The sequence below is a fragment of the Chitinimonas koreensis genome (assembly GCF_014353015.1).
Classification (GTDB): Bacteria; Pseudomonadota; Gammaproteobacteria; order Burkholderiales; family Chitinimonadaceae; genus Chitinimonas; species Chitinimonas koreensis.
Genome location: NZ_CP060704.1, coordinates 4,509,625 through 4,531,928, shown reverse-complemented (window position 1 = coordinate 4,531,928; position 22,304 = coordinate 4,509,625). Strand labels below are relative to the sequence as shown.

Below are 22,304 nucleotides of genomic sequence, written 5' to 3'. Positions count from 1 at the left end.
CCGCGAATGGTTGAGGACAACCATCCGGTGCCTGGCACCGTGGCTTGATTTTGCTGCGCTTGGCCGAACAACCGCGCCGAGCCGCGAAAGGAAAATTACATGAGCATCCACTACAGCATCGACGCCGACCGCATCGTCACCCTGACGCTCGATGCGCAAGGCGAGAAGACCAACACCATGAACGCGGCCTTCCGCGCTGCGCTGCACGAGGCGGTGGCGCGGCTGCAGGCCGAGCGCGAGTCGATCGCCGGCGTGATCCTGACCTCGGCCAAGCGCAGCTTCTTCTCCGGCGGCGACCTCAAGGAGCTGGTCGCCATCCCGGCCGACGGCGCCGAGGGCTTCTTCCGCATGGTCGAGGCGCTCAAGGCCGACATGCGCGCGCTCGAGACGCTCGGCGTGCCGGTGGTGGCCGCCATCAACGGCAGCGCGCTCGGCGGCGGCTTCGAGCTGACGTTGATCTGCCACCACCGCATCGCGCTCGACGACGAGTCGATCCGGCTCGGCCTGCCCGAAGTCACGCTGGGCCTGCTGCCCGGCGCCGGCGGCGTCACCCGCATGGTGCGGCTCTTGGGCCTGCAGGGCGCCTTCGACTACCTGCTCGAAGGCCGCCAGTTCTCGCCGCGCACCGGCGCCAAGGCCGGCCTGGTCCACGCGCTGGCCGCCACGCCGGCCGAGCTGATCGAACAGGCGCGCGGCTGGATCCTGGCCCACCCGGCGGCCAAGCAGCCGTGGGACCTGGACGGCTACAAGCTGCCCGGCGGCGCGCCGAGCCAGCCCAAGGTGGCGCAGATGCTGGCGGTGGCGCCGGCCATGCTGTACGAGAAGACGCGCGGCAACTATCCGGCGGCCGAGGCGATCCTGGCCGCCATGGTCGAGGGCGCCCAGGTCGACTTCGCCACCGCCTGCCGCATCGAGACGCGCTACTTCACCAAATTGGCGACCGGCCAGGTGGCCAAGAACCTGATCGGTACGCTGTTCTTCGCCATGAACGAGATCAAGGCCGGCGCCGGCCGTCCGGCCGGCATCGCGCCGCAGCCGGTGGCGCGCGTCGGCGTGCTCGGCGCCGGCATGATGGGCGCCGGCATCGCCTGGGCCTGCGCCTCGCGCGGCATCGAGGTGGTGCTCAAGGACGTGAGCCTGGAGGCGGCGGAGAAGGGCAAGGCCTATTCGGCCAAGTTGCTGGAAAAGCGCATCGCCAAGGGGCGTACCAGTGAAGCCGAGGCGGCCGCCATCCTGGCGCGCATCCGGCCGGCCGATTCGGCCGCCGAGCTGGCCGGCTGCGAGCTGGTGATCGAGGCGGTGTTCGAGGACCGCGCGCTCAAGGCGCAGGTGACGCGCGAGGCCGAGGCGGTGCTCGGCGCCGAGGCGATCTTCGCGTCCAACACCTCGACCCTGCCGATCAGCGGCCTGGCCGAGGCGTCCATGCGGCCGGAGCGCTTCGTCGGCCTGCATTTCTTCAGCCCGGTCGACAAGATGCAGCTGGTCGAGATCGTGCGCGGCCGCCAGACCAGCGCCGAGACGCTGGCGCGCGCCCACGACTTCGTGCAGCAGATCGGCAAGACGCCGATCGTGGTCGGCGACGGCCGCGGTTTCTTCACCAGCCGGGTGTTCGGCAGCTATGTGAACGAGGGCATGGCCATGCTGGCGGAGGGCGTGCCGCCGGCGATGATCGAGCAGGCGGGTCTGCAGGCCGGCATGCCGGTCGGCCCGCTGGCGGTCACCGACGAGGTGAGCCTGACGCTGTGCGAGCGCATTGCCGGCCAGGCCCGCGCCGATCTCGGCGCTGCCTACCGGCCGCACCCGGCCGAGGCGGTGGTCGAGCGGATGATCCACGGCTTCGGCCGCAAGGGCAGGGCGGCCGGCGGCGGCTTCTACGAGTATCCGGAGGGCGGTCGCAAGCGGCTGTGGCCGGGTCTTGCCGCCTTTGCCGAAGGGACGGCGCCGGCCGCCGGCCCGCGCTTCGAGATGCGCGAGCTGATCGACCGGCTGCTGTTCGTGCAGGCGCTGGAGACCGCGCGCTGCTTCGACGAGGGCGTGCTCGAACACGCGCGCGACGCCGACGTCGGCTCGCTGCTCGGCATCGGCTTCCCGGCCTGGACCGGCGGCGCGATGCAGTTCCTGCGCCAGCACGGCGCGGCGCTGGAACGGGCGGGCGAGCTGGCGGCCAAGCACGGCGAACGGTTCGCCGCGCCGGCTTCGCTGGCGGCGCGGCTGGGCTGATCGGCAGTCTGTTGATCCTCATCTGGGCTACGGCTGCGGTCTGTGGCGCACCCATAGGAGCGGCTTCAGCCGCGAATGGCGATCGCGACCCCGCCGACCATTCGCGGCTGAAGCCGCTCCTACGGTGCAGATCCGCCGTAGGCCGGACTACAGTCCGACAGCGCGGCCGAGCGGGGTTGCCGTCGCACCGAAGTCCGACCTACCACCCCTGGCCGGACCTGCCACTTCAAGTCCGACCTGCGTCTCCCTTGTAGCGGGGGCGCCCGGTGGTGGCGGTATCCGGCCATGGCGGACGACGGCTGCCCCGGTGCAGCCCGCCAGCCGCTAGAATCCGCTCCCGCTTACCATTTCTCCCGGGCAATTCCATGGCCAACCGCCTTTCGAAGATCGTCACCCGTACCGGCGACGACGGCAGCACCGGTCTCGGCGACGGCAGCCGCGTTTCCAAGGCCAGCCTGCGCATCGCGGTGCTCGGCGACGTCGACGAGCTCAACAGCCAGCTCGGCGTGGCGCTGGCCGAGACGCTGCCGGCCGCGCTGCGGCTGGTGCTGGTCAAGGTCCAGCACGATCTGTTCGACCTCGGCGGCGAGGTCTGCATCCCCGGCCGCGTCGCGCTGGTCGAGGCGCAGCTGGCGCGGCTGGAGGAGGACGTCGCGGCCTTCAACGCCGAGCTGCCGCCGCTGAAGGAATTCATCCTGCCCGGCGGCAGTCGCGCCGCCGCGGCGCTGCACGTGGCGCGCGCGGTCTGTCGCCGGGCCGAACGCGGCCTGGTCGAGCTGGCCGCCGCCGAGCCGGTGTCGGAGCTGGCGCCGCGCTATCTCAATCGTCTGTCCGACCTGCTGTTCGTGCTGGCGCGCGCGGCCAACCGCGCCGACGGCTGCGGCGACGTGCTGTGGCAGCCGGGCCTGAACGCCGCATGAGCGCCGCGATCCGCCCGGCGACCGCCGCCGATGCCGCCTGCGTGGCCGCGCTCGGCCTGCAGGTCTGGCTCGATACCTACACGCTCGAAGGCATCCGGCCGGCGCTGGCCGACTACGCGCTCGGCCGCTTCACGCCGGCCAATGTGCTGGGCTGGCTGGCCGACCCGGTGCGCGCGTTGTGGGTGGCCGAAGGCGAGGGCGGCCACCTGCTCGGCTACCTGCTGCTGGTGGCCGGCACCGACTCCGGTACGGCCGCGGTGGACGGGCTCGAGGTGGAAACGCTCTATGTTTCGCGCCATGCCCATCGGCAGGGCGTCGGCCGCCGCCTGCTGGCGGCCGGCGACCGCGTCGCCGCCGCGCGCGGCGAACCGGCGCTGTGGCTGACGACCTGGCACCGCAACGCCGCGGCGCTGGCGTTCTACGCCGCCTGCGGCTTCGAGCGGGTCGGCCTGGCCTATTTCCTGCTCGAGGGCGAGCGCCATCTGAACCACCTGCTGCGGCGCCCGCTGGGCGATGGCGGCGCCTGAGCCTGCATCCGATCACTACGCTGTTCGAGATGCCCACCCACTGATGCGGATGCCCGATGCTTTTCGGCCCTCTTCCCGACCGTACTTGGCTTGCCTTGGACTCTGCATGTGTCTTGGCTAGAAGAAATTGCGCCACGAGATGCGATCGGCGTCAGGGTGGCATGACCGGATCGAGACTGGCTGCCAGGTCGAGGGGAGGCCTTTATTTGCGGTGGAATATATTTTAAGCTGCGCGCATGGCGGGTGACCCCTGCGCCATTCCGAGCAGCCCTGCGGATTCTTGATCGTGTCGATCCATATGCCCCAAGTTTTCAATGCTGATTCATGTGGTTGGCATATTTTGTGGTCGTGAATTTTAGAATTGATGAAGAGGAGAATTGAGAATGTTTTGATCTTTATTTAAATGATTGGTTGAATTGTTCAATTTTAATTTAAGGGATTCCAATGTTTGAAAATCTGCGGAAGGCAGTATTGGCTGCCGCGCTGAGCGCGCTAGCTGCCTGTGGTGGGGGTGGGGGCGATAGTGGCGGGCAGCCACCCGCGGGCGGCGTGAATCGCCCCCCAGCAGCGGCGATGGTGGTGAGCGGTGACGTTCGAGCCAATGCTGCGGATGCAAGCCTGAGCGTGACGATTGGCGGTCTAGTCCGCCTCGACGGTACCAAGAGCAACGATCCGGACAAAGACGCATTGACCTATGCCTGGACCTTGCTCGGCAGGCCTGACGGCAGCGCCGTGGCGATTGGATCGGGGAATGCGAGCCAGATTGAATTCAAACCAGACGTATTGGGTAGCTATACCGTTGCGCTGAAGGTGTCGGACGGAAAGGGCGGTAGCAATACGCAGCAGATGGTCATCCGGGCGGACAACCAGGCGCCGGTGTCCAATATTGTCGTCCAACCCCAGTTCACTCCGGCTGTGACAAACTTGCCGCAGCAGACGGTGACGGTCGGTGGGGTCGTCACGCTTGACGGAAAGCAGACCACCGATCCGGATGGTCACGCGATCACAGTGGGCTACGAACTGATCGAACGCCCGAACGGGAGCACGGCGGCGCTGAATGTCTCTGGCGAGGTAGCCGTTCTGACCACGGATACCTTAGGTCTGTTCAAGATTCGGGCCCGTGGCACGGATGGACATGGCGGTAGTTTCGAGTCCATTTATTCGATCAAGGCCGACAACCGGGCGCCGTCGTCGAGCATCCAGGCGGAAGTGCAATTCACTCCGGCGGTAACCAATCTTTTGGCCCAGTCGGTGACGGTCGGCGCGAGCATCGTGCTCGACGGAAGCGGTACGATCGATGCCGACGGCGACATCGTGCAATTCGACTACCAGTTGATCGAGCGTCCGGTGGGCAGTGCGGCCACGCTGGCGGTTTCCGGTAAGACGGCGCGTACCGTCGCGGATGTCCGTGGCCAGTACCGAGTTCGGGTACGCGGTTCTGATGGAAACGGTGGCAGCTCGGAGTCGATCCATTCGTTTGTCGCCGACAATTGGGCGCCTGATACGGTCGTGGTCGCCTCGGCGACGAACGTGATCGCCAATGGCGGCACAAACAGCCTGAGCAGCGCTGTGGGCTACGACGTCATCCTCGATGGGGCGTCTAGCTCGGATTTGGATGGCGATGCGCTGACGCATGACTGGCAGCTGGTCAGCAAGCCTCAGGGAAGCGCAGTGGCCTTTGCCTCGACTTCGGGCAGCAGGGTGACCTTTTCGCCGGACCTGCTCGGCGATTATGTGGTCAAGCTGACCGTGACCGATATACGCGGCGCCAAATCCCAATATACGACCACCGTGACTGCCAACAACCGTCGGCCGATCGCCAATATTGCGACGAACGCGACTCCGCAGTCCTTGCCGGCTGCACCGAGCGTACTCTTGCCACTGGGGACGGAAGTCACCCTGCGCGGTAGCGGGAGTATCGATGCCGACGGCGACGCGCTAAGTTACGCATGGACGTTCGAGAGCCGGCCTCAGGGCAGCGTAGCCCAATTGTCTGCGGCCTCGGTTGCGGATCCGGTCTTTACCGCCGACGTCGAAGGCAGTTATGTACTACGTCTCAAGGTCACCGATGCACTCGGGGCGTTTTCTGAAAGAACCATTCGCCTGAACATTGGCACGCATGCGCCGGTGGCAGTGATCAGCCGCTCGAGCATGACCGTGGTGGCGGGAGATCGGCTGCAGGCATCCGCTGCGCTGAGTTCGGACGAAGACGGCGATTCGTTGAGTTATGCATGGGCGGTCGACGCCAGGCCGGTCGGCAGTACTGCGAACATTGCGATCGCCAATACGGCGGAACTTGCCTTTACTCCGGACCTGCCGGGTACTTATGTGCTGTCGGTGAGGGTGGGCGATGGACGTAGCAACAACGTGGCGTATTTGAACGTAAGGGCGCTGGCGTCGGCGAGCAACGCGATCCCGCTCAATTTTGCGCCCGACTATGCCAAGTACAGCAAGAACTTGGACAAGCTGGTGTTGACTGCGACCAATCCCGATGCCGTGCATATCGTGGATCCGTTCACTGGTACCATTCGTTCGGTGCCCTTGCCGCTACCGGTCAAGAATTTCTCGCTGAGCCCGAATGGCAAGTTGGCTGCCGTCCTGCACGAGGGCATCGTGACCTTGATCGACCTGACGACGGCGACCTTGGTCCATTCCAGCGCGACCGGTGGGGCGCAGACCGACGCGTTCGTGCTCGATAGTGGTGCTATTTACCTGATTGGGCAAACCGGTGGTCAATGGGTCGATGAGGCCGTGGTCGTCGTGAATGGCCGGACCGGTGAAAGAATCTACAGCAGTGGATATATTCATGGGTCCAGCTTTTATGGAACCCAATATGGCGTACTTGCGGATCGATTGAACAAAGTGCTGTTCATGCCACAGGGGTTGTCGCCGTCGGATATTTCCTACTTCTACTATGACCCAGTGACCAATAGCGTGGGTGGAACGGGAGATTCCCCTTACCACGGGGATTATCCCATGAATACCCCGCTTTATCTGACGGAAAACCAGAGCATCGTTTTCTCATCCTATCTCGGTGCTTATTATCGTACCGATACCTTGCAATACGCGGGCATGCTGAGTGGATTGACCGGTAGTATCGTCAGTATGAGCAACTCGTCGGCGCAGCAGGAATTACTGCTGCTGCAGGATGGATGGGTCGATGGCAATCCGGTATATCCGGCCAGCTACAAGCGCTATTATGGAGCGCTATTCCTGCCCGATGCGGATATCGCCTTGCCTGCCATCGGCGGTACGCCGTCCTACGGCATCGGGATATTCCATAGCGCTGCCGACAAGCATGTGGCTCTGGTGCAAACTGGAACGAATGCCAAGAGAGGAGCTGGCGTCCGGTATCACGTCATCGTCCGTTGACAACCCTTCGGTCACGGCGCGACTCCGGAATGCCGCCCTGCCGCCGAATGCGGTGGTAAGGCAGTTCATGCCGCGATGAGCGCGGCGGTTTAGGAATGAGGCGGCCCATGTTAAATGGGCCGCCTCTTTTCATTGGCATCCGATGCTGTCGTAGTCCAAGGGGCAAAGCATGTTCGACGATGAGATCGATGCGGTGCCTGCCTTGCCTAGGGCCGTACTGGTAAAATGCCGCGATGTTGATCCTCCCCCCGACTTCGACGACGCGCGCGACTGGCTCGCCCGCCGGCTCGATTCCGTCAGGCTGCCGCCGACCGGCGACGTGGAGACCGACGACGACACCACGCCGGCCGCCGTGCTGGTGCCCCTGGTGATGCATGCCGACGGTCCCACCGTACTGTTCACCAAGCGTACCGAACGGCTGGCCAAGCACGCCGGCCAGATCAGCTTCCCCGGCGGCCGTGCCGAGTTCGACGAGACCCCCGAGGCCGCCGCGCTGCGCGAGACCGAAGAGGAAGTCGGCATCCCGGCGTCCCACGTGGTGCCGGTCGGCCGGCTGGCGCAGTACGTCACCGTCAGCCGCTACCGGGTCACCCCGGTGGTCGGCCTGGTCCGGCCCGGCTTCGTGCTGAGCCTGCAGGCCGACGAGGTGGCCGAGGCCTTCGAGGTGCCGCTGGGCTTCCTGCTCGATCGCGGCAATTTCATCGAGCGGGTATTGAACTTCCCCGAGCGGCGCGCGGTCACCTACGCGCTGAACTGGGAGGGCAGGATCATCTGGGGCGCCACGGCAGGCATGCTGATGACGCTGTACAGGACTTTGATCGACGAGGAACACCCATGAGCGCTGCGAACGCCGTACTCACCACCGGGCGCTTGACGCTGGAACCCCTGACCGCCGCACATGCGGCGGCCCTGTTCGAAGGCCTCAGCGCGCCTTCGCTCTATCAATTCATCCCGCAGAACCCGCCGGCCTCGCTCGAGGCGCTGCAGGCCCGCTACCAGCGGCTCGAGAGCCGCAGCTCGCCCGACGGCGCCGAGTGGTGGCTCAACTGGGCGATCCGGCTCGGCACCGACGGCGACTACGTCGGCCTGATCGAGGCCACGGTCGACGAGGACAACGTGGCCAGCATGGCCTGGTATGTCTTCCCGGCCCGCCAGCGCCAGGGCTATGCCAAGGAGGCCGCGCTGCGGCTGCGCGAACACCTGGCCGACGCCTTCATGGCCGAGGCCTTCAAGGTCTTCATCGATACCCGCAACCAGGCCTCGATCGCGCTGGTCGAGTCGCTCGGCTTCAAGCGCGAGGCGCTGCTGCCCAACGCCGACAACTTCAAGGGCAGCAAGAGCGACGAATACCGCTACGGCTACAAGCCCGGCGGCGCGGCCAAGCCCGCCGCCAAGTCGGCCGCCAAGCCGGCCACGCGCAAGGTGCGCCGATGAGCGAGAGCGAGGACATCGTGGTGGCCTATACCGACGGCGCCTGCAAGGGCAACCCCGGCCCCGGCGGCTGGGGGGCGCTGCTGGTCTACAAGGGCCAGGAGAAGGAGCTCTACGGCGGCGAGCGCGACACCACCAACAACCGGATGGAGCTGATGGCGGTGATCATGGCGCTCGAAGCGTTGACGCGGCCGTGCGAAGTCCGGGTCTGGCTCGATTCGCAGTACGTCAAGAACGGCATCGAGAGCTGGATCCACGGCTGGAAGCGCAACGGCTGGAAGACCGCCGACAAGAAGCCGGTGAAGAACGCCGAGCTGTGGCAGCGGCTCGACGCCGCGCGCGGCAAGCACCGGGTGCAGTGGTCCTGGGTCAAGGGCCATGCCGGCCATGCCGGCAACGAGCGGGCCGATGCGCTGGCCAACCGTGGCGTGGCGAGCCTGCGCTGAATGGATACCTTTGCGGCGATTCGATCTGCCGTACAGGCACCCGGCAAAACCGGGTGCCCGCGGTCGGTGAGGGCGGAACGAGCGGCTCGTCTCGATTCATTCCTGCTCCCCCGCCCTCGCCGCGCCCGGGTCCCTGCAAAGTCGAAGACTTTGCGGGGTGGGCCAGAGGGAGCCTCGCTGCGCCCGCGGGCGACAGCTCCGGCGCGCCGCGCAAGATCGACCACGCCGCTCACGCGCTGGCGCTGATGCAGGGCGTTCGAGTCGCGATTACGCGGTCTTCGGGCCGATCGCCCATCTGAACGAGGACTCCCGATGCTCGGCACGCTGTTGAAGAAGGATCGCCAGGCCAGCCAGGCCTTCATCCTGATCACGGTCTTCCTCGACGTGCTCGGCATCGGGCTCATCATTCCGGTGCTGCCGGCGCTGGTCGGCCAGTTCACCGCCAGCCCCGAGCAGCAGGCGCACTGGTATGGCCTCCTGGCCGCCATGTACGGCGTGATGCAGTTCTTCTGCACCCCGGTGCTCGGTGCGCTGAGCGATCGCTTCGGCCGCCGGCCGGTGCTGCTGCTGTCCATCCTCGGCCTCGGCATCAGCCTGCTGGTGCAGGCGATGGCCAGCTCGCTGCTGGTGCTGCTGCTGATCCGCATCGTCAGCGGCGGCACCGCGTCGAGCTTCTCGGTGGCCAATGCCTACATGGCCGACATCACCACGCCCGAGCAGCGCGGCAAGGCCTTCGGCCTGCTCGGCGCGGCCTTCGGCATGGGCTTCATCTTCGGCCCGATGCTGGGCGGCCTGCTCGGCGGCCACGACGTGCGGCTGCCGTTCTTCGTCGCCGCCGGCATGGCCATGCTCAACTGGCTGTACGGCTACTTCGTGCTGCCCGAATCGCTGCCGCGCGAGCGCCGCTCGCCGTTCTCGCTGCGCCGCGCCAATCCGTTTTCGGCGCTGGCCCACCTGGGCCGCCTGCACGGCGTGGGCGGCCTGGTCACGGTCTACGCGCTGATGGTGTTCGGCCAGATCATCCTGCAGACCACCTGGGTGCTCTACACCGGCTTCCGCTTCGGCTGGACGCCGACCGACAACGGCATCGCGCTGTTCGTGGTCGGCCTGGTCGGCGTGGTGGTGCAGGGCGGCCTGCAGGGCCGGCTGCTGCACGTCTTCGGCGAGCGGCGGCTGGTGCTGCTGGGCATCCTGTCGGCCACCCTGGCCTACCTGCTGTACGGCTCGATCACGGTGGGCTGGATGATGTACCTGGTCATCTTCGCCAACTTCCTGTCCTTCGCCGCCGGGCCGGCGCTGCAGGCCATCGTCTCCAAGGCGGCCGGGCCCGCCGAGCAGGGCCTGGTGCAGGGCTCGCTCAACGCCATCAACAGCCTGGCCATCATCTTCGGCCCGCTGGCCGGTACCGCCATCCTGGCCCGCGTCGCCCACCTGCCGCCGCAGGACTGGCGCATGGGCGCGACCTTCTATGCCTGCGCCGTGCTGCAGGCGCTGGCGCTGCTGATGGCCTGGCTGCATTTCCGCCAGCCGGCCGCGCGCTGCGCCGAAGCCGGCGCCACCGAATAAACCGCGTCAACCGCACCGAACCCGAAAGCCTGCCGCCATGCGCCAGATCATCCTCGATACCGAAACCACCGGCCTGCGCGTCGAAGACGGCAACCGCATCCTCGAAATCGCCGCCGTCGAGATGGTGAACCGCAAGCTGTCGCCGCCCGACCGCCACCTGCACCGCTACATCAATCCCGAGCGCGATTCGGAAGAGGGCGCGCTCAACGTGCACGGCCTGTCGACCGAGTTCCTGGCCGACAAGCCCAAGTTCGCCGACATCGTGGACGACTTCCTCGAATTCGTGCGTGGCGCCGAGCTGATCATCCACAACGCGCCGTTCGACGTCGGCTTCCTCGACATGGAGCTGGCCAGGCTCGGTCGCGGCAAGCTGCGCGACTACGTCAGCGGCGTGATCGACACGCTGAAGGAAGCCAAGGAGCTGTTCCCCGGCAAGCGCAACAACCTCGACGCGCTGTGCGACCGCTACGAGATCGACCGCAGCGCCCGGACGCTGCACGGCGCGCTGATCGACTGCGAGCTCCTGGCCGAGGTCTACCTGGCGATGACGCGCGGCCAGGACAGCCTGCTGATCGATTTCGCCGGTGCCGACGAGACGGCCGGCGGCGCCGAGCTGGCCGCCACGCGCGGCGCGCGCGGGCCGCTCAAGGTGCTGCGCGCCACGGCCGAAGAGATCGCCGCGCACGAGAGCTATCTCGACGGCCTGGACAAGGCGGTCAAGGGCACCAGCCTGTGGCGCACGCTCGAACCCAAGGCCGTGGCGCCGGCCGAGGCCCAGCCGGCATGAGCCGTTTCGTCGCCCTGGTGCCGGCGGCCGGCAGCGGCAGCCGCATGGGCAGCGCGCTGCCCAAGCAATACCTGCCGCTGCGCGGCGAGCCGCTGCTGCGCCACACGCTGCGCGCGCTGGCCGCGGCCGATGCGGTCGAGCGGGTGGTGCTGGTGCTGTCGCCCGACGACGACCGTTTCGACGCCGCGATGGCCGCGGGCCTGGCCAAGCTCGAGGTATTGCGCTGCGGCGGCGCCAGCCGGGCCGAGACGGTGCGCAACGGCCTCGAGGCGCTGGCGGCCACGCTCGATGCCGACGACTGGGTATTGGTGCACGACGCGGCGCGGCCCTGCCTCGACCCGGCCGAGGTCGGGCGGCTGATCGCCGAGCTGCGCGGCGACGCGGTCGGCGGGCTGCTGGCGCTGCCGCTGGCCGATACCCTCAAGCGCGTCGGCGACGGCGGCCGGGTGGCCGCCACCGTGCCGCGCGGCGGGTTGTGGCGCGCGCAGACGCCGCAGATGTTCCGCCACGGCCTGCTGCGCCAGGCGCTGGGCCGCGCGGCCGACGACGGCGTGACCGACGAGGCCAGCGCGATCGAGGCGCTGGGCCTGGCGCCGCGGCTGGTGGCCGGCAGCGAGCGCAACATCAAGGTGACCTATCCCGACGACCTGGCGCTGGCCGGGCTCTATCTCGACGCAAGGAACGCGCAATGAATTTCCGCATAGGCCAGGGCTGGGACGTGCACCGGCTGGTCGAAGGCCGCCCCTTGATCCTGGGCGGCGTGACGATTCCCCACGAGCGCGGCCTGTACGGCCACTCGGACGCCGACGCGCTGCTGCACGCGATCACCGACGCGCTGCTCGGCGCGGCCGGCCTGGGCGACATCGGCCGCCACTTCCCCGACACCGACCCGGCCTTCAAGGGCGCCGACAGCCGCACGCTGCTGCGCGAGTCCTACCGCCGCGTGCAGGCGGCCGGCTGGACGCTGGGCAACGTCGACGCCTCGATCCTGGCGCAGGCGCCCAAGATGGCGCCGCACATCCCGGCCATGGTGGCCAACATCGCCGCCGACCTCGGCGTGGCGCCGGCGCAGGTCAACGTCAAGGCCAAGACCTACGAGAAGCTCGGCCCGGTGGGCGAGGGGCGAGCATGGAGGCGCAGGCGGTTTGCCTCTTGGTCGGCCCGGCGACGGCGTGACGCCGACCGGTCGTCGCACCCGGCGGAGCCGGGTGGGATCGACCGGAAGTGATGGTTCGGGCCGCTCCTCGATTTCTTTCCACCTCGCCCCAGGCGAGGGTCCCCCCGCCCTCGCCCGGGGCGACGGAGCCTCGCCGGCGCTCGTTCGTGGCGCTCGACCACCGTAGGTCCAATGCAATTAAGTCAAGCCGGGATGCACTGCCGTAGGTCGGGTTTCATACCCGACAGCGACCTTGATCGGCGGCGCTGTCGGGTATGAAACCCGACCTGCCCTCCCTGCCGATGTTGCGCGTGCTAATGCGGAGGGTCTTAGGACTCCAGTCCGACAGCGATCTGGTGCGCGGCAATGTCGGTCTGAAGTCCGACCTACCCTCGCGTTGCCGGTCGATTGACGGGGACAAGGAACCCTACGCCTTGTCCTGCCGCGTTACAGCCGTTACGGCCGTTCCCCCCGATTTCCCCCTGCGGCTCTCTATGCTCGCGCTCCAACGACAATCCAAAGGAGCACAAGCATGAACCGCGTCGCCGGCCTCGACACCCTGCGGGCCCTCGCCATCGCCTGGGTGATGCTGTTCCACGCCCAGATCGCCGGCCTCGGCACGCCGGCGCTGGCGGTCAGCCGCATGGGCTGGATGGGCGTCGACCTGTTCTTCGTGCTCAGCGGCTACCTGATCGCCAGCCAGTGGTTCGCCCAATCCGGCGACGGCAGTCCGCCGCTGCTCGATTTCTACCGCCGCCGCGCCTGGCGCGTGCTGCCGGCCTACGCGGTGGTGCTGGCGCTGTACTTCGTCCTGCCGGGCCTGCGCGAGACGCCGCAGATCCAGCCGGCGTGGCAGTTCCTCACCTTCACCGAGAACCTCTTCATCGACTACTACGACGCCAAGGCCTTCTCCCACGTCTGGTCGCTGTGCGTCGAGGAATGGTTCTACCTGTTGTTCCCGCTGCTGGCGCTGCCGCTGCTGCGGCGCCCGTCGATGCGCAGCGCGGTCGGCGCCTGCCTCGCCATCGCGGCCGCCGGCATGGCCTGGCGCGGCTACGTCTGGCTGCACGACCTGGCGCCGCTGCAGGGCGTCGGGGACGGCGTGGGCAACTTCTTCCAGCGCTATATGGAGCGCATCTACTACCCGACCTGGTGCCGGCTCGACGGCCTGCTGGCCGGCGTCGCGCTGGCCATGCTGCAAGCCTTCCGACCCGCCGCCTGGGCCTGGCTGATGCGCCGCAGCGGCTGGCTGCTGCTGGCCGGCGGCGCGATCGCCGGCAGTGCGATCGCGCTGTTCCAGGATCGCTTCGCGCTCCTGCCGACCGTGTTCGGCTACCCCTTGCTGGCCTTGGGCCTGGCCGCCGTCGTGGCCGCCGCGGCCGACCCGGCCAGCCTGCTCGGCCGCCTGCGCATCCCCGGCGCCGGCCTGCTGGCCACGCTGGCCTACAGCCTCTACCTGAGCCACAAGGCGGTCTACCACCTGGTGCAGCAGCACTACGGCGACGCGCTGGCCGGGCACGGCCTGCTGGCCTTCGCGGTCTATGGCGGCGCGGCGCTGGCGGTCGGCGGCCTGCTCCATTTCGGCGTCGAGCGGCCCGGCCTGCGAATGCGCGATCGTCGCCGCAGGGCTGCGGCGGTCGCGGCCAAGCCGGCCGCCGCCATGGTATAAGCGCGGGCTGGTACCGGCGCGCGGCCCCGCCGCGCCGGGCCCCGGAGGCCCCCTGATGAATCGTCCCACCGCATACGGCTGCCTGGCCCTCAGCATGGCGCTGGTCGGCAGCTACGTCGCGCTGTCGCGGCCGCTCACCGCCGCGCTGCCGGTGTTCCTGCTGGCCTGGCTGCGCTTCGGCATCGGCGGCCTGGCCATGCTGCACTGGCTGAAGAAGCCGGCCGGCGAGGCGCCGATGACCAACCACACGCGCCGGCTGGTCTTCCTCGAGTCGCTGATCGGCAATTTCCTGTTCTCGATCTGCATGCTGTTCGGCGTCAGCCTGACCAGCGCGGTGTCGGCCGGCGTGGTGATGGCGGCGATCCCGGCCGCGGTGGCCTTCCTGAGCTGGCTGGTGCTGCGCGAGCGCATCGCGCCGCGCATCTGGGGCGCGATCGGCTGCGCCATGCTCGGCATCGGCCTCCTGGCCGTGGCGCGGCCGGCCCATGCCCCGGCGTCGGCGGCCGGCCACCAGGCCTGGCTCGGCAACCTGCTGGTGTTCGGCGCGGTGCTGTGCGAGGCCGCCTACGCGGTGATCGGCAAGAAGCTGACCGATGCGCTGAGCCCGCGCCGCATCACCGCGCTGATCAATCTGTGGGGCTTCGCGCTGATGACGCCGTTCGGGCTCTACCAGGCCTGGGGCTTCGATTTCGCCGCGGTGGCGCCGGCCACCTGGCTGTTGCTGGTGTTCTACGCGCTGGCGGCCAGCGTCTGGACGGTCTGGCTGTGGATGACCGGCCTCGAGCGCGTGCCGGCCAGCCAGGGCGGCGTGTTCACCGTGATGCTGCCGGTGTCGGCCGCGCTGGTCGGCGTGCTGCTGCTGGGCGAGACGCTGGACGGCCTGCACCTGCTGGCCTTCGCGGTGGCGCTGCTCGGCGTGCTGCTGGCGACGCTGCCGGTGCGCCGGCCGGCCGCCGTCGCCGCGGCGACGCGCTGAGCCTTCGGCGGCACGATTTCTAACGATGGGCGCACCGGTCCGCGCCCCTGCAGGAGGAGCTCCCATGTCCCCATTGATTTCCGCCGGCGAGCTGATCGCCGAACTCGGCGCGCCCGGCCTGGTGCTGGTCGATTGCCGCCACGACCTGGCCGATCCGACGGCCGGCCGCCGCGCCTATGCCGGCGGCCACCTGCCCGGCGCGGTGCCGCTGCACCTGGACGAGGACCTGTCGGGCGCCAAGACCGGCCGCAACGGCCGCCATCCGCTGCCCGATCCGCTGGCGCTGGCGCGCAGCCTGTCCAATGCCGGTATCGGCGACGGCAGCCGGGTGGTGGCCTACGACGGCCAGGGCGGCATGTACGCGGCGCGGCTGTGGTGGTTGTTGCGCTGGCTCGGCTTCGACGCGGTGCAGGTGCTCGACGGCGGCGTGGCGGCCTTCGTGGCGGCCGGCGGCACGCTCGACACCGCGGTGACGCAGCCCGTGCCGGCCGTCTTCACGCCGAAGCCGCGGCCGGGCTGGACGGTCGACGCGGCGACGGTGCTGGACAATCTCGACCGGCAGGACTTCACCGTGATCGACGCGCGCGCGCCGGGCCGCTACGCCGGCGAGGGCGAGACGCTGGATCCGGTGGCCGGTCATATCCCCGGCGCGCTGAACCGCTTCTTCCAGCTCAACCTGCAGCCCGACGGCCGCTTCAAGCCAGCCGAGCAGCTGCGCGCCGAATGGCAGGCGCTGCTGGCCGGGCTCGATCCGCACGACACCGTACAGCAATGCGGCTCGGGCGTGACCGCCTGCCACAACCTCTTGGCGCTGGAAGCGGCCGGCCTGAAGGGCAGCCGGCTGTATCCGGGCTCGTGGAGCGAGTGGTGCAGCGATCCGGCGCGGCCGGTGGCGGTGGGAACGAATTGAGCGGGCACTGCAGTCCGTCCCCCTCTGGTAGAGGGACTGCGATCCAGGCGTGCATGCGCCTTGGAACCCTCTCCCTCCGGGAGAGGGCAGGGTGAGGGAGCGGCGGTGGAGCACTAGCTGACCTCAGTGATTTGCTCAACCGTCGCTCCCTCACTCTATGCGCTGGGTGAGGGTCGGTTCTACGAAGAACAGCCCTCATCCGGCCCTCCGGGCCACCTTCTCCCGCACGCGGGAGAAGGGTCGTGTGCAAGCCGGCGATCGTGGAACCCCGCTGAACCAGGCACGGGAGTCTGCCAAATTAAGTTTCGTCGTACACCGCCCCGCCCGACAGCCAGGCGTCGAGCTGCCCATGCGCCCCGAACCCGAACCGCAGCGCCGTCTCGAGCGGCACCTCGATCACCCCGGCCAGCGAGCCGGTGATGATGGCCTGGCCGGCCGCGAGGCCCTCGCCGCGGCTGCGCAGGAATTCGGCCAGCCAGTGCAGCGGCCGGCGCGGATCGCCGTCCGGGTGGCGGGCCTCGTACACGGCCGGCGCCGCATCGCCGTGCGCCAGCGTCAGCGTGAACGGCGCATCGAGCGCCGCGGCCGCGATCGCGGGCCCGAGCAGCAGGCCCTGGTTGAACAGGCCGTCGGCCAGCAGCTCGGGGAAGGCCGCCTCGGCCGGCGCGGCATAGCGGCAGCCGATCAATTCGAGCGCCAGCCGCACCTCGCCGATCGCGGCGTCGACCTCGGCCGGCGCATAAGGCTGCGGCCGCGCCGGCAGCGCCTGGCCCAGCACGAAGGCGAATTCCGGCTCGACCCGCGCATGGCCGCGCTGCGGCCAGACCGCGGCCCGGCCGGCGCGGTGGCAGTCGCCGGCGTGGATCGGCGCGATCGCCCATTTGTCCGGGCCGGGCAGCGCGCACTTGTAGCCGGCCGCCGTCTCGCCCAGCCGGGCGAGGACGGCCCGCTGGATTGCCAGCGCGGCATCGAGGCCGGCGGGGCGCAGGTGTTCGGGCAATCGCGGGCCGGCGCGGCCGTTGCGGCGGGCATCGGCGAGCAGGGCGGCGGCCTGGTCGGTCGTGGTCATGGCGGTCCTGGCATTCGAGGGTGTGACAATATAGCCCGCGCCGAGCGTCGGGCGGGCAAGCGCGGCTGGCTCGGCTATGCTGTTGGAGTCCGACATCCGCATGCCAATCCGATGACCACCCCCACCCACGATCCGCTGGCCGGCCTGATCGAGCGGCCCGACACCCCCTCCATGAAGGCCGACCGCTGGGCCGGGCGGCTGCTCAAGTTCACCCTGCTGTGCGTGTTCGCCGACATCGCGCTGTTCGCGGTGTTTTCGCTGGTGCAGACCGGCCTCGTCAACATCCCGCAGTTCGCCCGCCTGCTCGAGCACTGGGACTACCTGGCCGGCGCGACGGTGGCCGGCGTGGTGGCGACGCTGATGGCCGGCATCCTGAAGACGAGCTACGAGCTGACCGAGTAGGCTCGCCGCAGGGGTCATATAGGAGCGGCTTCAGCCGCGAACCGGTCGAGCCTTCACCATTCGCGGCTGAAGCCGCTCCTACACGCTGCTTCAACGGCAAACGCCGCTCCAATGGTGAAAGCTGCGCCAACAACAAAGGGCCGCATCCGATCCGGATGCGGCCCTTTCGTTTTCAGACTGCGCTGCGATCAGACGAGGCTGGCCAGGTAGCGCCGCTCCCACGGCGAAATCTCGTGCAGGAAGCTGTCCAGCTCGATCTGCTTCACCGCCACGAAAGCCTCGACGAAGGCCTCGCCCAGCAGTGCGCGGGCCACTTCGCTGCGCTGCATCGCCACCAGCGCCGATTCCAGCGTGCCCGGCAGGTCCGGGCCGGTGCCTTCCTGCTCGAACACCGTGCCGCTGGCTTCCTCGGTCGGGCTCAACTGCTGCTCGATGCCGTGCAGGCCGGCGGCCAGGCTGGCGGCCAGCGCCAGGTAGGGGTTGGCGTCGCAGCCGGGGATGCGGTTCTCGACGCGGCGCGCGGCCGGGCCCGATTGCGGGATGCGGATGCCGACCGAGCGGTTGTCGTGGCCCCAGCTCAGGTTCACCGGCGCAGCCATGTGCTTGGCGAAGCGGCGGTAGCTGTTCACGTTGGGGCAGAACAGCGGCATCAGCTCGGGGATCGCCGCCTGCTGGCCGGCGATGAACTGCAGGAAGGCCGGCGTGGCGCTGCCGTCGGCGGCGCTGAACACGTTGCGGCCCTCGCGGTCGACCACGCTCTGGTGGATGTGCATCGAGCTGCCCGGCTGGCCGGCCAGCGGCTTGGCCATGAACACCACCTGCAGGCCGTGCTTGAAGCCGATCTCGCGCAGCGCGTACTTGAACAGGAAGGTCTGGTCGGCCAGCGTCAGCGCGTCGCCGTGCAGCAGGTTGATCTCGTACTGGCTCGGGCCCAACTCGTGCACGAAGGTGTCGGCCGGGATGTCGAGCGCGGCCAGCGCGGCATAGACCTCGTCGAAGAAGGCGGCCAGGTCGTTGAGCCCGCCCAGGCTGAAGCCGTGGTTGCCCTGCTCGTGGCGGCCGCCGCGCACCGTCGGCGGCACCAGCGGCTGGCTCGGGTCGAGGTTGGGCGCCAGCACGTAGAACTCCAGCTCGGGCGCCACCACCGGCGTCCAGCCGCGTTCGGCGTAGCGCGCCAGCACGCGCTTGAGCACGTTGCGGCTGGCGATCGGCGTGGCCTCGCCGTCGAGGTCGTAGCAGTCGTGGATCGCCATCGCGCGCGGCACGCTGGCCCACGGCACCGGCTTGAGCGTCTCAGGCACCGGCACCAGCCGCATGTCGGGATCGCCTTCGCCCGAATAGCGATAGTCGGCCCAGTCGCCGGTCACGGTGTGGATCGCCACCGCGCGGCACAGCCGCAGTTCGGCGCCGGCGGCGAAGGCGCGCGTCGGCATGGCCTTGCCGCGCGGCACGCCGTTGATGTCGGGCACCAGGCATTCGACTTCGCGCATGCCTTGTTCCAGCAGCCAGGCCAGGTCTTGGTTCTTGTCTTGGGAATTCATCTTCGGTCTCGCATCGGGCGCTGCGCGCCCTTCCTTCACTGGGATGGTGTTTGTCTACGGGCCGGCTCAGCCGAGCACTTCGCCGGTGTGCTGGCCCAGCGTGGGCGGCGCCACGTCGTAGCGGATCGGGGTCCGGGAGAACTTGATCGGGTTGGCCACCATGCGCACGCTGCCGGCCGGGTGCGGGATCTCGACCACCGCGCCGCGCGCCAGCGCCTGCGGCTCGCGCAGCGCCTCGGGGATGGTGTTGATCGGGCCGCCGGGGATGCCGAGGCTTTCCATGCCGGAGATCCAGTGGGCGCGCGGCTGCTCGCGCAGCGCGGCCTCGATCAGCGGGATCAGTGCGGCGCGGTTGAGCACGCGGCCCTTGTTGGTGGCGAAGCGCTCGTCGGCCGCCCACTCGGGGTGGCCGGCCAGCTCGGCGAAACGGGCGAACTGGCCGTCGTTGCCGACCGCCACGATGACGTGGCCGTCGCTGGCGGCGAAGGCCTGGTAGGGCACGATGTTGGCGTGGGCATTGCCGTAGCGCTTGGGCTCGACGCCGCCGACCAGGTGGTTGGAGGCCACGTTGGCCAGCATGGCGAGCTGGCAGTCGAACAGCGCGAGGTCGATGTGCTGGCCAACGCCCGTGCGGTCGCGGTGCGCCAGCGCGGCCAGGATGGCGACGGTGGCGTACATGCCGGTGAACAGGTCGGTGACCGCCACGCCGACCTTCTGCGGCTCGCCGTCGGCGGCGCCGGTGATGCTCATCAGGCCGCCCAGGCCCTGCACCATGAAATCGTAGCCGGCCTGCTCGGCGCGCGGGCCGGCCTGGCCGAAGCCGGTGATCGAGCAATAGACCAGGTCGGGCCTGATCGCCGACAGGCTGGCGTAGTCGAGGCCGTACTTGGCGAGTCCGCCGACCTTGAAGTTCTCCACCACCACGTCGCAGGTCTTCACCAGCTCGCGCAGCGCGGCCTGGCCTTCGGCCGTCGCCATGTCGATGGCGACCGACTTCTTGCCGCGGTTGGCGCACAGGTAGTAGGCCGCCTCGCGCGTGGGCTGGCCGTCGCGGCCGGTCAGGAAGGGCGGGCCCCAGCCGCGGGTGTCGTCGCCGCCGTCGGGTTTTTCGATCTTGATGACTTCGGCGCCCATGTCGGCGAGCTGCTGGGTGGCCCAGGGGCCGGCCAGCACGCGGGAGAGGTCGAGGATGCGGAGGTGGGAGAGGGCGGACACGGTGTCGGGCTCCGGTACCGCCGTCGTGCTAGTCCTGCGGGCGGTACTGACTCAGGTACTGTTTGTATTCGGGCGACTCGCGCAGCTCGCGCAGCGTGCGCCACAGCTTGTCGATGCGGCGCGGATCCTGCTGGTAGTAGGACCGCGCCACGATCAGGTAAAGCACGGTGCGGTCGAACGGCACCGGCAGGGCCTCGAACTCGCCGGGCGCGGTCAGGCCGCGCGCTTCTTCCTCCGCGGCCAGCACGGCCGCGACGCGGTCGAGGCGGAGCTTGTCGAAGTTCTGCCGGGCGGTGCGGGCACCGTCGTCGTACGGCACGCCCAGCGCCTGCACCTTGGCGCTGTGGATGAAACCGAGCTGGACGCCCAGCGGCCGGCCGTCCAGGCCGCTGAAGCGGCTGCCGTCCCACTCCACCCGGCTGCCTGCCCGGCGGTAGACCATGAAGCGGGCGGTGGCCAGCGCATAACTCTCGTCGGCCTGGTCGCCGCGCATCGGGTAGACCGCGTAGGGCAGCCGCTCGGCGCTGAAGGCACCGAAGACCGCTTCGGCGTTGCCGCGCTGCAGGTCATCGAGGCAGCGCTTGCGCGGCGCCGTGTAGTTGGTCAGCGGCAGTTGCAGCTGCCGAGCGCCCAGCTGCGCCAGGTACTGCAGCCGCCCGCTGCCGTCGGGCATGGTGTACGGGTAGAAGGGGCGATCGAGCGTGCACAGGCGCAGCGGCGCATCGGCGGCGGAGGCCGGTGCGGCGAGCGCGGCCAAGCCGAGGGCAAGCAGGGGAAGGAAGCGCACGGCGGATGTTCCATGACGGCAATCCCGCCATTCTAGCGTTCCTCCCCGGCCGCCGCTTACTGGCCGAACGCCGCCAGGCCGGTCTGGGCGCGGCCCAGGATCAGCGCGTGGACGTCGTGGGTGCCTTCGTAGGTGTTGACCGCTTCGAGGTTCATCACGTGGCGGATCACGTGGAATTCGTCGCTGATGCCGTTGCCGCCGTGCATGTCGCGGCTGATGCGCGCGATTTCGAGCGCCTTGCCGCAGTTGTTGCGCTTGATCAGGCTGATCATCTCGGGCGCGGCGCGGTTCTCGTCCATCAGCCGGCCCACGCGCAGCGCGGCCTGCAGGCCCAGCGTGATCTCGGTCTGGAAGTTGGCGAGCTTAAGCTGCATCAGCTGGGTGGCGGCCAGCGGGCGGCCGAACTGCTTGCGGTCCAGCGTGTACTGGCGGGCGGCGTGCCAGCAGAACTCGGCGGCGCCCATCGCGCCCCATGCAATCCCGTACCTGGCCTTGTTCAGGCAGCCGAACGGGCCCTTGAGGCCGCGGATGTCGGGGAAGGCGTTCTCTTCCGGCACGAACACCTCGTCCATCACGATCTCGCCGGTGATCGAGGCGCGCAGGCTGAACTTGCCTTCGATCTTGGGCGCCGACAGGCCCTTCATGCCCTTCTCGAGCACGAAGCCGCGGATCTCGCCGGCGTCGTCCTTGGCCCACACCACGAACACGTCGGCGATCGGCGAGTTGGTGATCCACATCTTGGCGCCCGACAGCGAATAGCCGCCGTCGACCTTGCGCGCGCGGGTGATCATGCTGCCCGGGTCGGAGCCGTGGTTCGGCTCGGTCAGGCCGAAGCAGCCGACCCATTCGCCGGTGGCCAGCTTGGGCAGGTACTTCTGCTTCTGTGCTTCGGTGCCGTAGGCGTAGATCGGGTACATCACCAGCGAGGACTGCACGCTCATGGCCGAGCGGTAGCCGCTGTCGACGCGCTCGACTTCGCGCGCCACCAGGCCGTAGGAGACGTAGCCGGCGCCGGCGCAGCCGTAGCCTTCGATGGTGGAGCCCAACAGGCCCAGCTCGCCCAGCTCGTTCATGATCTCGCGGTCGAACTTCTCGTGCCGGTTGGCTTCCAGCACGCGCGGCATCAGCCGGCCCTGGCAATAGTCGCGCGCGGCGTCGCGGATCATGCGTTCGTCGTCGGTCAGCTGCTCGTCGAGCAGCAGCGCGTCGTCCCACTGGAAGTGCGGCTTGGCCATGTCTTCTACTCCATCTCTGTTCGATCGATTGAAGCGCAACGCGGGTGGGAACGGCCCTGGCGGGGGCGCCGCGGC

19 protein-coding genes and 1 pseudogene are annotated in these 22,304 nt (G+C 68.9%); 15 read left to right on the top strand and 5 right to left on the bottom strand.

The window, feature by feature from the left end; translation table 11 throughout:
• Nucleotides 1–99 precede the first annotated feature (99 nt).
• The 14 genes and pseudogenes from H9L41_RS19050 to H9L41_RS18985 all read left to right on the top strand — a co-directional run bounded on the left by H9L41_RS19050 (nt 100) and on the right by H9L41_RS18985 (nt 15,980).
• Nucleotides 100–2,220: a 3-hydroxyacyl-CoA dehydrogenase NAD-binding domain-containing protein gene (locus H9L41_RS19050; RefSeq protein ID WP_028445071.1), complete on the top strand. Its 2,121-nt coding sequence runs from the start codon at nt 100–102 to the stop codon at nt 2,218–2,220.
• A gap of 365 nt (nt 2,221–2,585) precedes the next feature.
• Nucleotides 2,586–3,140 carry a cob(I)yrinic acid a,c-diamide adenosyltransferase gene (locus tag H9L41_RS19045; RefSeq protein WP_028445072.1) on the top strand — a complete coding sequence of 185 codons (555 nt, stop codon included), beginning with the start codon at nt 2,586–2,588 and terminating at the stop codon, nt 3,138–3,140.
• The gene (locus H9L41_RS19040) at nt 3,137–3,667 is read left to right on the top strand and encodes a GNAT family N-acetyltransferase (RefSeq protein WP_028445073.1); all 531 of its coding nucleotides are present in this window, start codon (nt 3,137–3,139) and stop codon (nt 3,665–3,667) included. Before H9L41_RS19045 ends, H9L41_RS19040 begins: the two co-directional genes overlap by 4 nt.
• A gap of 444 nt (nt 3,668–4,111) precedes the next feature.
• Entirely contained in the window at nt 4,112–7,039 is a 2,928-nt protein-coding gene (locus H9L41_RS19035) for a PKD domain-containing protein (protein ID WP_157461873.1), read from the top strand.
• 169 nt (nt 7,040–7,208) lie between these two features.
• A complete protein-coding gene (locus H9L41_RS19030; RefSeq protein WP_187523539.1) occupies nt 7,209–7,877 on the top strand; it encodes an NUDIX hydrolase in 669 nt (222 codons plus the stop codon).
• Nucleotides 7,874–8,473, top strand: coding sequence for a GNAT family N-acetyltransferase (locus tag H9L41_RS19025; protein ID WP_051318765.1), 600 nt, complete (start codon nt 7,874–7,876; stop codon nt 8,471–8,473). The genes H9L41_RS19030 and H9L41_RS19025 overlap by 4 nt, the downstream gene beginning before the upstream one ends.
• Nucleotides 8,470–8,916, top strand: coding sequence for a ribonuclease HI (gene rnhA / locus H9L41_RS19020; protein WP_028445075.1), 447 nt, complete (start codon nt 8,470–8,472; stop codon nt 8,914–8,916). The genes H9L41_RS19025 and rnhA overlap by 4 nt, the downstream gene beginning before the upstream one ends.
• 312 nt (nt 8,917–9,228) lie before the next feature.
• A complete protein-coding gene (locus H9L41_RS19015) occupies nt 9,229–10,482 on the top strand; it encodes a tetracycline resistance MFS efflux pump (protein WP_034606120.1) in 1,254 nt (417 codons plus the stop codon).
• A 37-nt stretch (nt 10,483–10,519) separates the two neighbouring features.
• Nucleotides 10,520–11,269 carry a DNA polymerase III subunit epsilon gene (gene dnaQ / locus H9L41_RS19010; protein WP_028445077.1) on the top strand — a complete coding sequence of 250 codons (750 nt, stop codon included), beginning with the start codon at nt 10,520–10,522 and terminating at the stop codon, nt 11,267–11,269.
• The gene (gene ispD / locus H9L41_RS19005; protein ID WP_028445078.1) at nt 11,266–11,961 is read left to right on the top strand and encodes a 2-C-methyl-D-erythritol 4-phosphate cytidylyltransferase; all 696 of its coding nucleotides are present in this window, start codon (nt 11,266–11,268) and stop codon (nt 11,959–11,961) included. Before dnaQ ends, ispD begins: the two co-directional genes overlap by 4 nt.
• Nucleotides 11,958–12,445: pseudogene (gene ispF / locus H9L41_RS19000) on the top strand (2-C-methyl-D-erythritol 2,4-cyclodiphosphate synthase). The gene ispD and the pseudogene ispF overlap by 4 nt, the downstream one beginning before the upstream one ends.
• Before the next feature lie 512 nt (nt 12,446–12,957).
• Entirely contained in the window at nt 12,958–14,094 is a 1,137-nt protein-coding gene (locus tag H9L41_RS18995; RefSeq protein ID WP_028445080.1) for an acyltransferase family protein, read from the top strand.
• 55 nt (nt 14,095–14,149) lie between these two features.
• Complete coding sequence (locus H9L41_RS18990; RefSeq protein WP_034606123.1) at nt 14,150–15,070, top strand: DMT family transporter; 921 nt, start codon at nt 14,150–14,152, stop codon at nt 15,068–15,070.
• 64 nt (nt 15,071–15,134) lie between these two features.
• Nucleotides 15,135–15,980, top strand: coding sequence for a sulfurtransferase (locus H9L41_RS18985; protein WP_028445082.1), 846 nt, complete (start codon nt 15,135–15,137; stop codon nt 15,978–15,980).
• 298 nt (nt 15,981–16,278) lie between these two features.
• Here H9L41_RS18985 and H9L41_RS18980 read toward each other — a convergent pair whose 3' ends face one another.
• Nucleotides 16,279–17,049 (bottom strand): hypothetical protein, encoded by a 771-nt coding sequence (locus tag H9L41_RS18980; RefSeq protein WP_028445083.1) that lies wholly within the window; start codon nt 17,047–17,049, stop codon nt 16,279–16,281.
• 111 nt (nt 17,050–17,160) lie between these two features.
• Between H9L41_RS18980 and H9L41_RS18975 the strand changes: the two genes are divergently transcribed.
• Nucleotides 17,161–17,451: a hypothetical protein gene (locus tag H9L41_RS18975; RefSeq protein ID WP_028445084.1), complete on the top strand. Its 291-nt coding sequence runs from the start codon at nt 17,161–17,163 to the stop codon at nt 17,449–17,451.
• 188 nt (nt 17,452–17,639) lie between these two features.
• Here H9L41_RS18975 and H9L41_RS18970 read toward each other — a convergent pair whose 3' ends face one another.
• The 4 genes from H9L41_RS18970 to H9L41_RS18955 form a co-directional block, all read right to left on the bottom strand.
• Complete coding sequence (locus H9L41_RS18970; protein WP_051318766.1) at nt 17,640–18,992, bottom strand: glutamine synthetase family protein; 1,353 nt, start codon at nt 18,990–18,992, stop codon at nt 17,640–17,642.
• A gap of 66 nt (nt 18,993–19,058) precedes the next feature.
• The gene (locus H9L41_RS18965; protein WP_034606270.1) at nt 19,059–20,207 is read right to left on the bottom strand and encodes a CaiB/BaiF CoA transferase family protein; all 1,149 of its coding nucleotides are present in this window, start codon (nt 20,205–20,207) and stop codon (nt 19,059–19,061) included.
• A 28-nt stretch (nt 20,208–20,235) separates the two neighbouring features.
• Nucleotides 20,236–20,994, bottom strand: a complete 759-nt coding sequence (locus tag H9L41_RS18960; protein WP_051318767.1) for a substrate-binding periplasmic protein — start codon at nt 20,992–20,994, stop codon at nt 20,236–20,238.
• Between the two features lie 56 nt (nt 20,995–21,050).
• Nucleotides 21,051–22,229, bottom strand: coding sequence for an acyl-CoA dehydrogenase (locus H9L41_RS18955; RefSeq protein ID WP_028445086.1), 1,179 nt, complete (start codon nt 22,227–22,229; stop codon nt 21,051–21,053).
• Between the last annotated feature and the right edge of the window lie 75 nt (nt 22,230–22,304).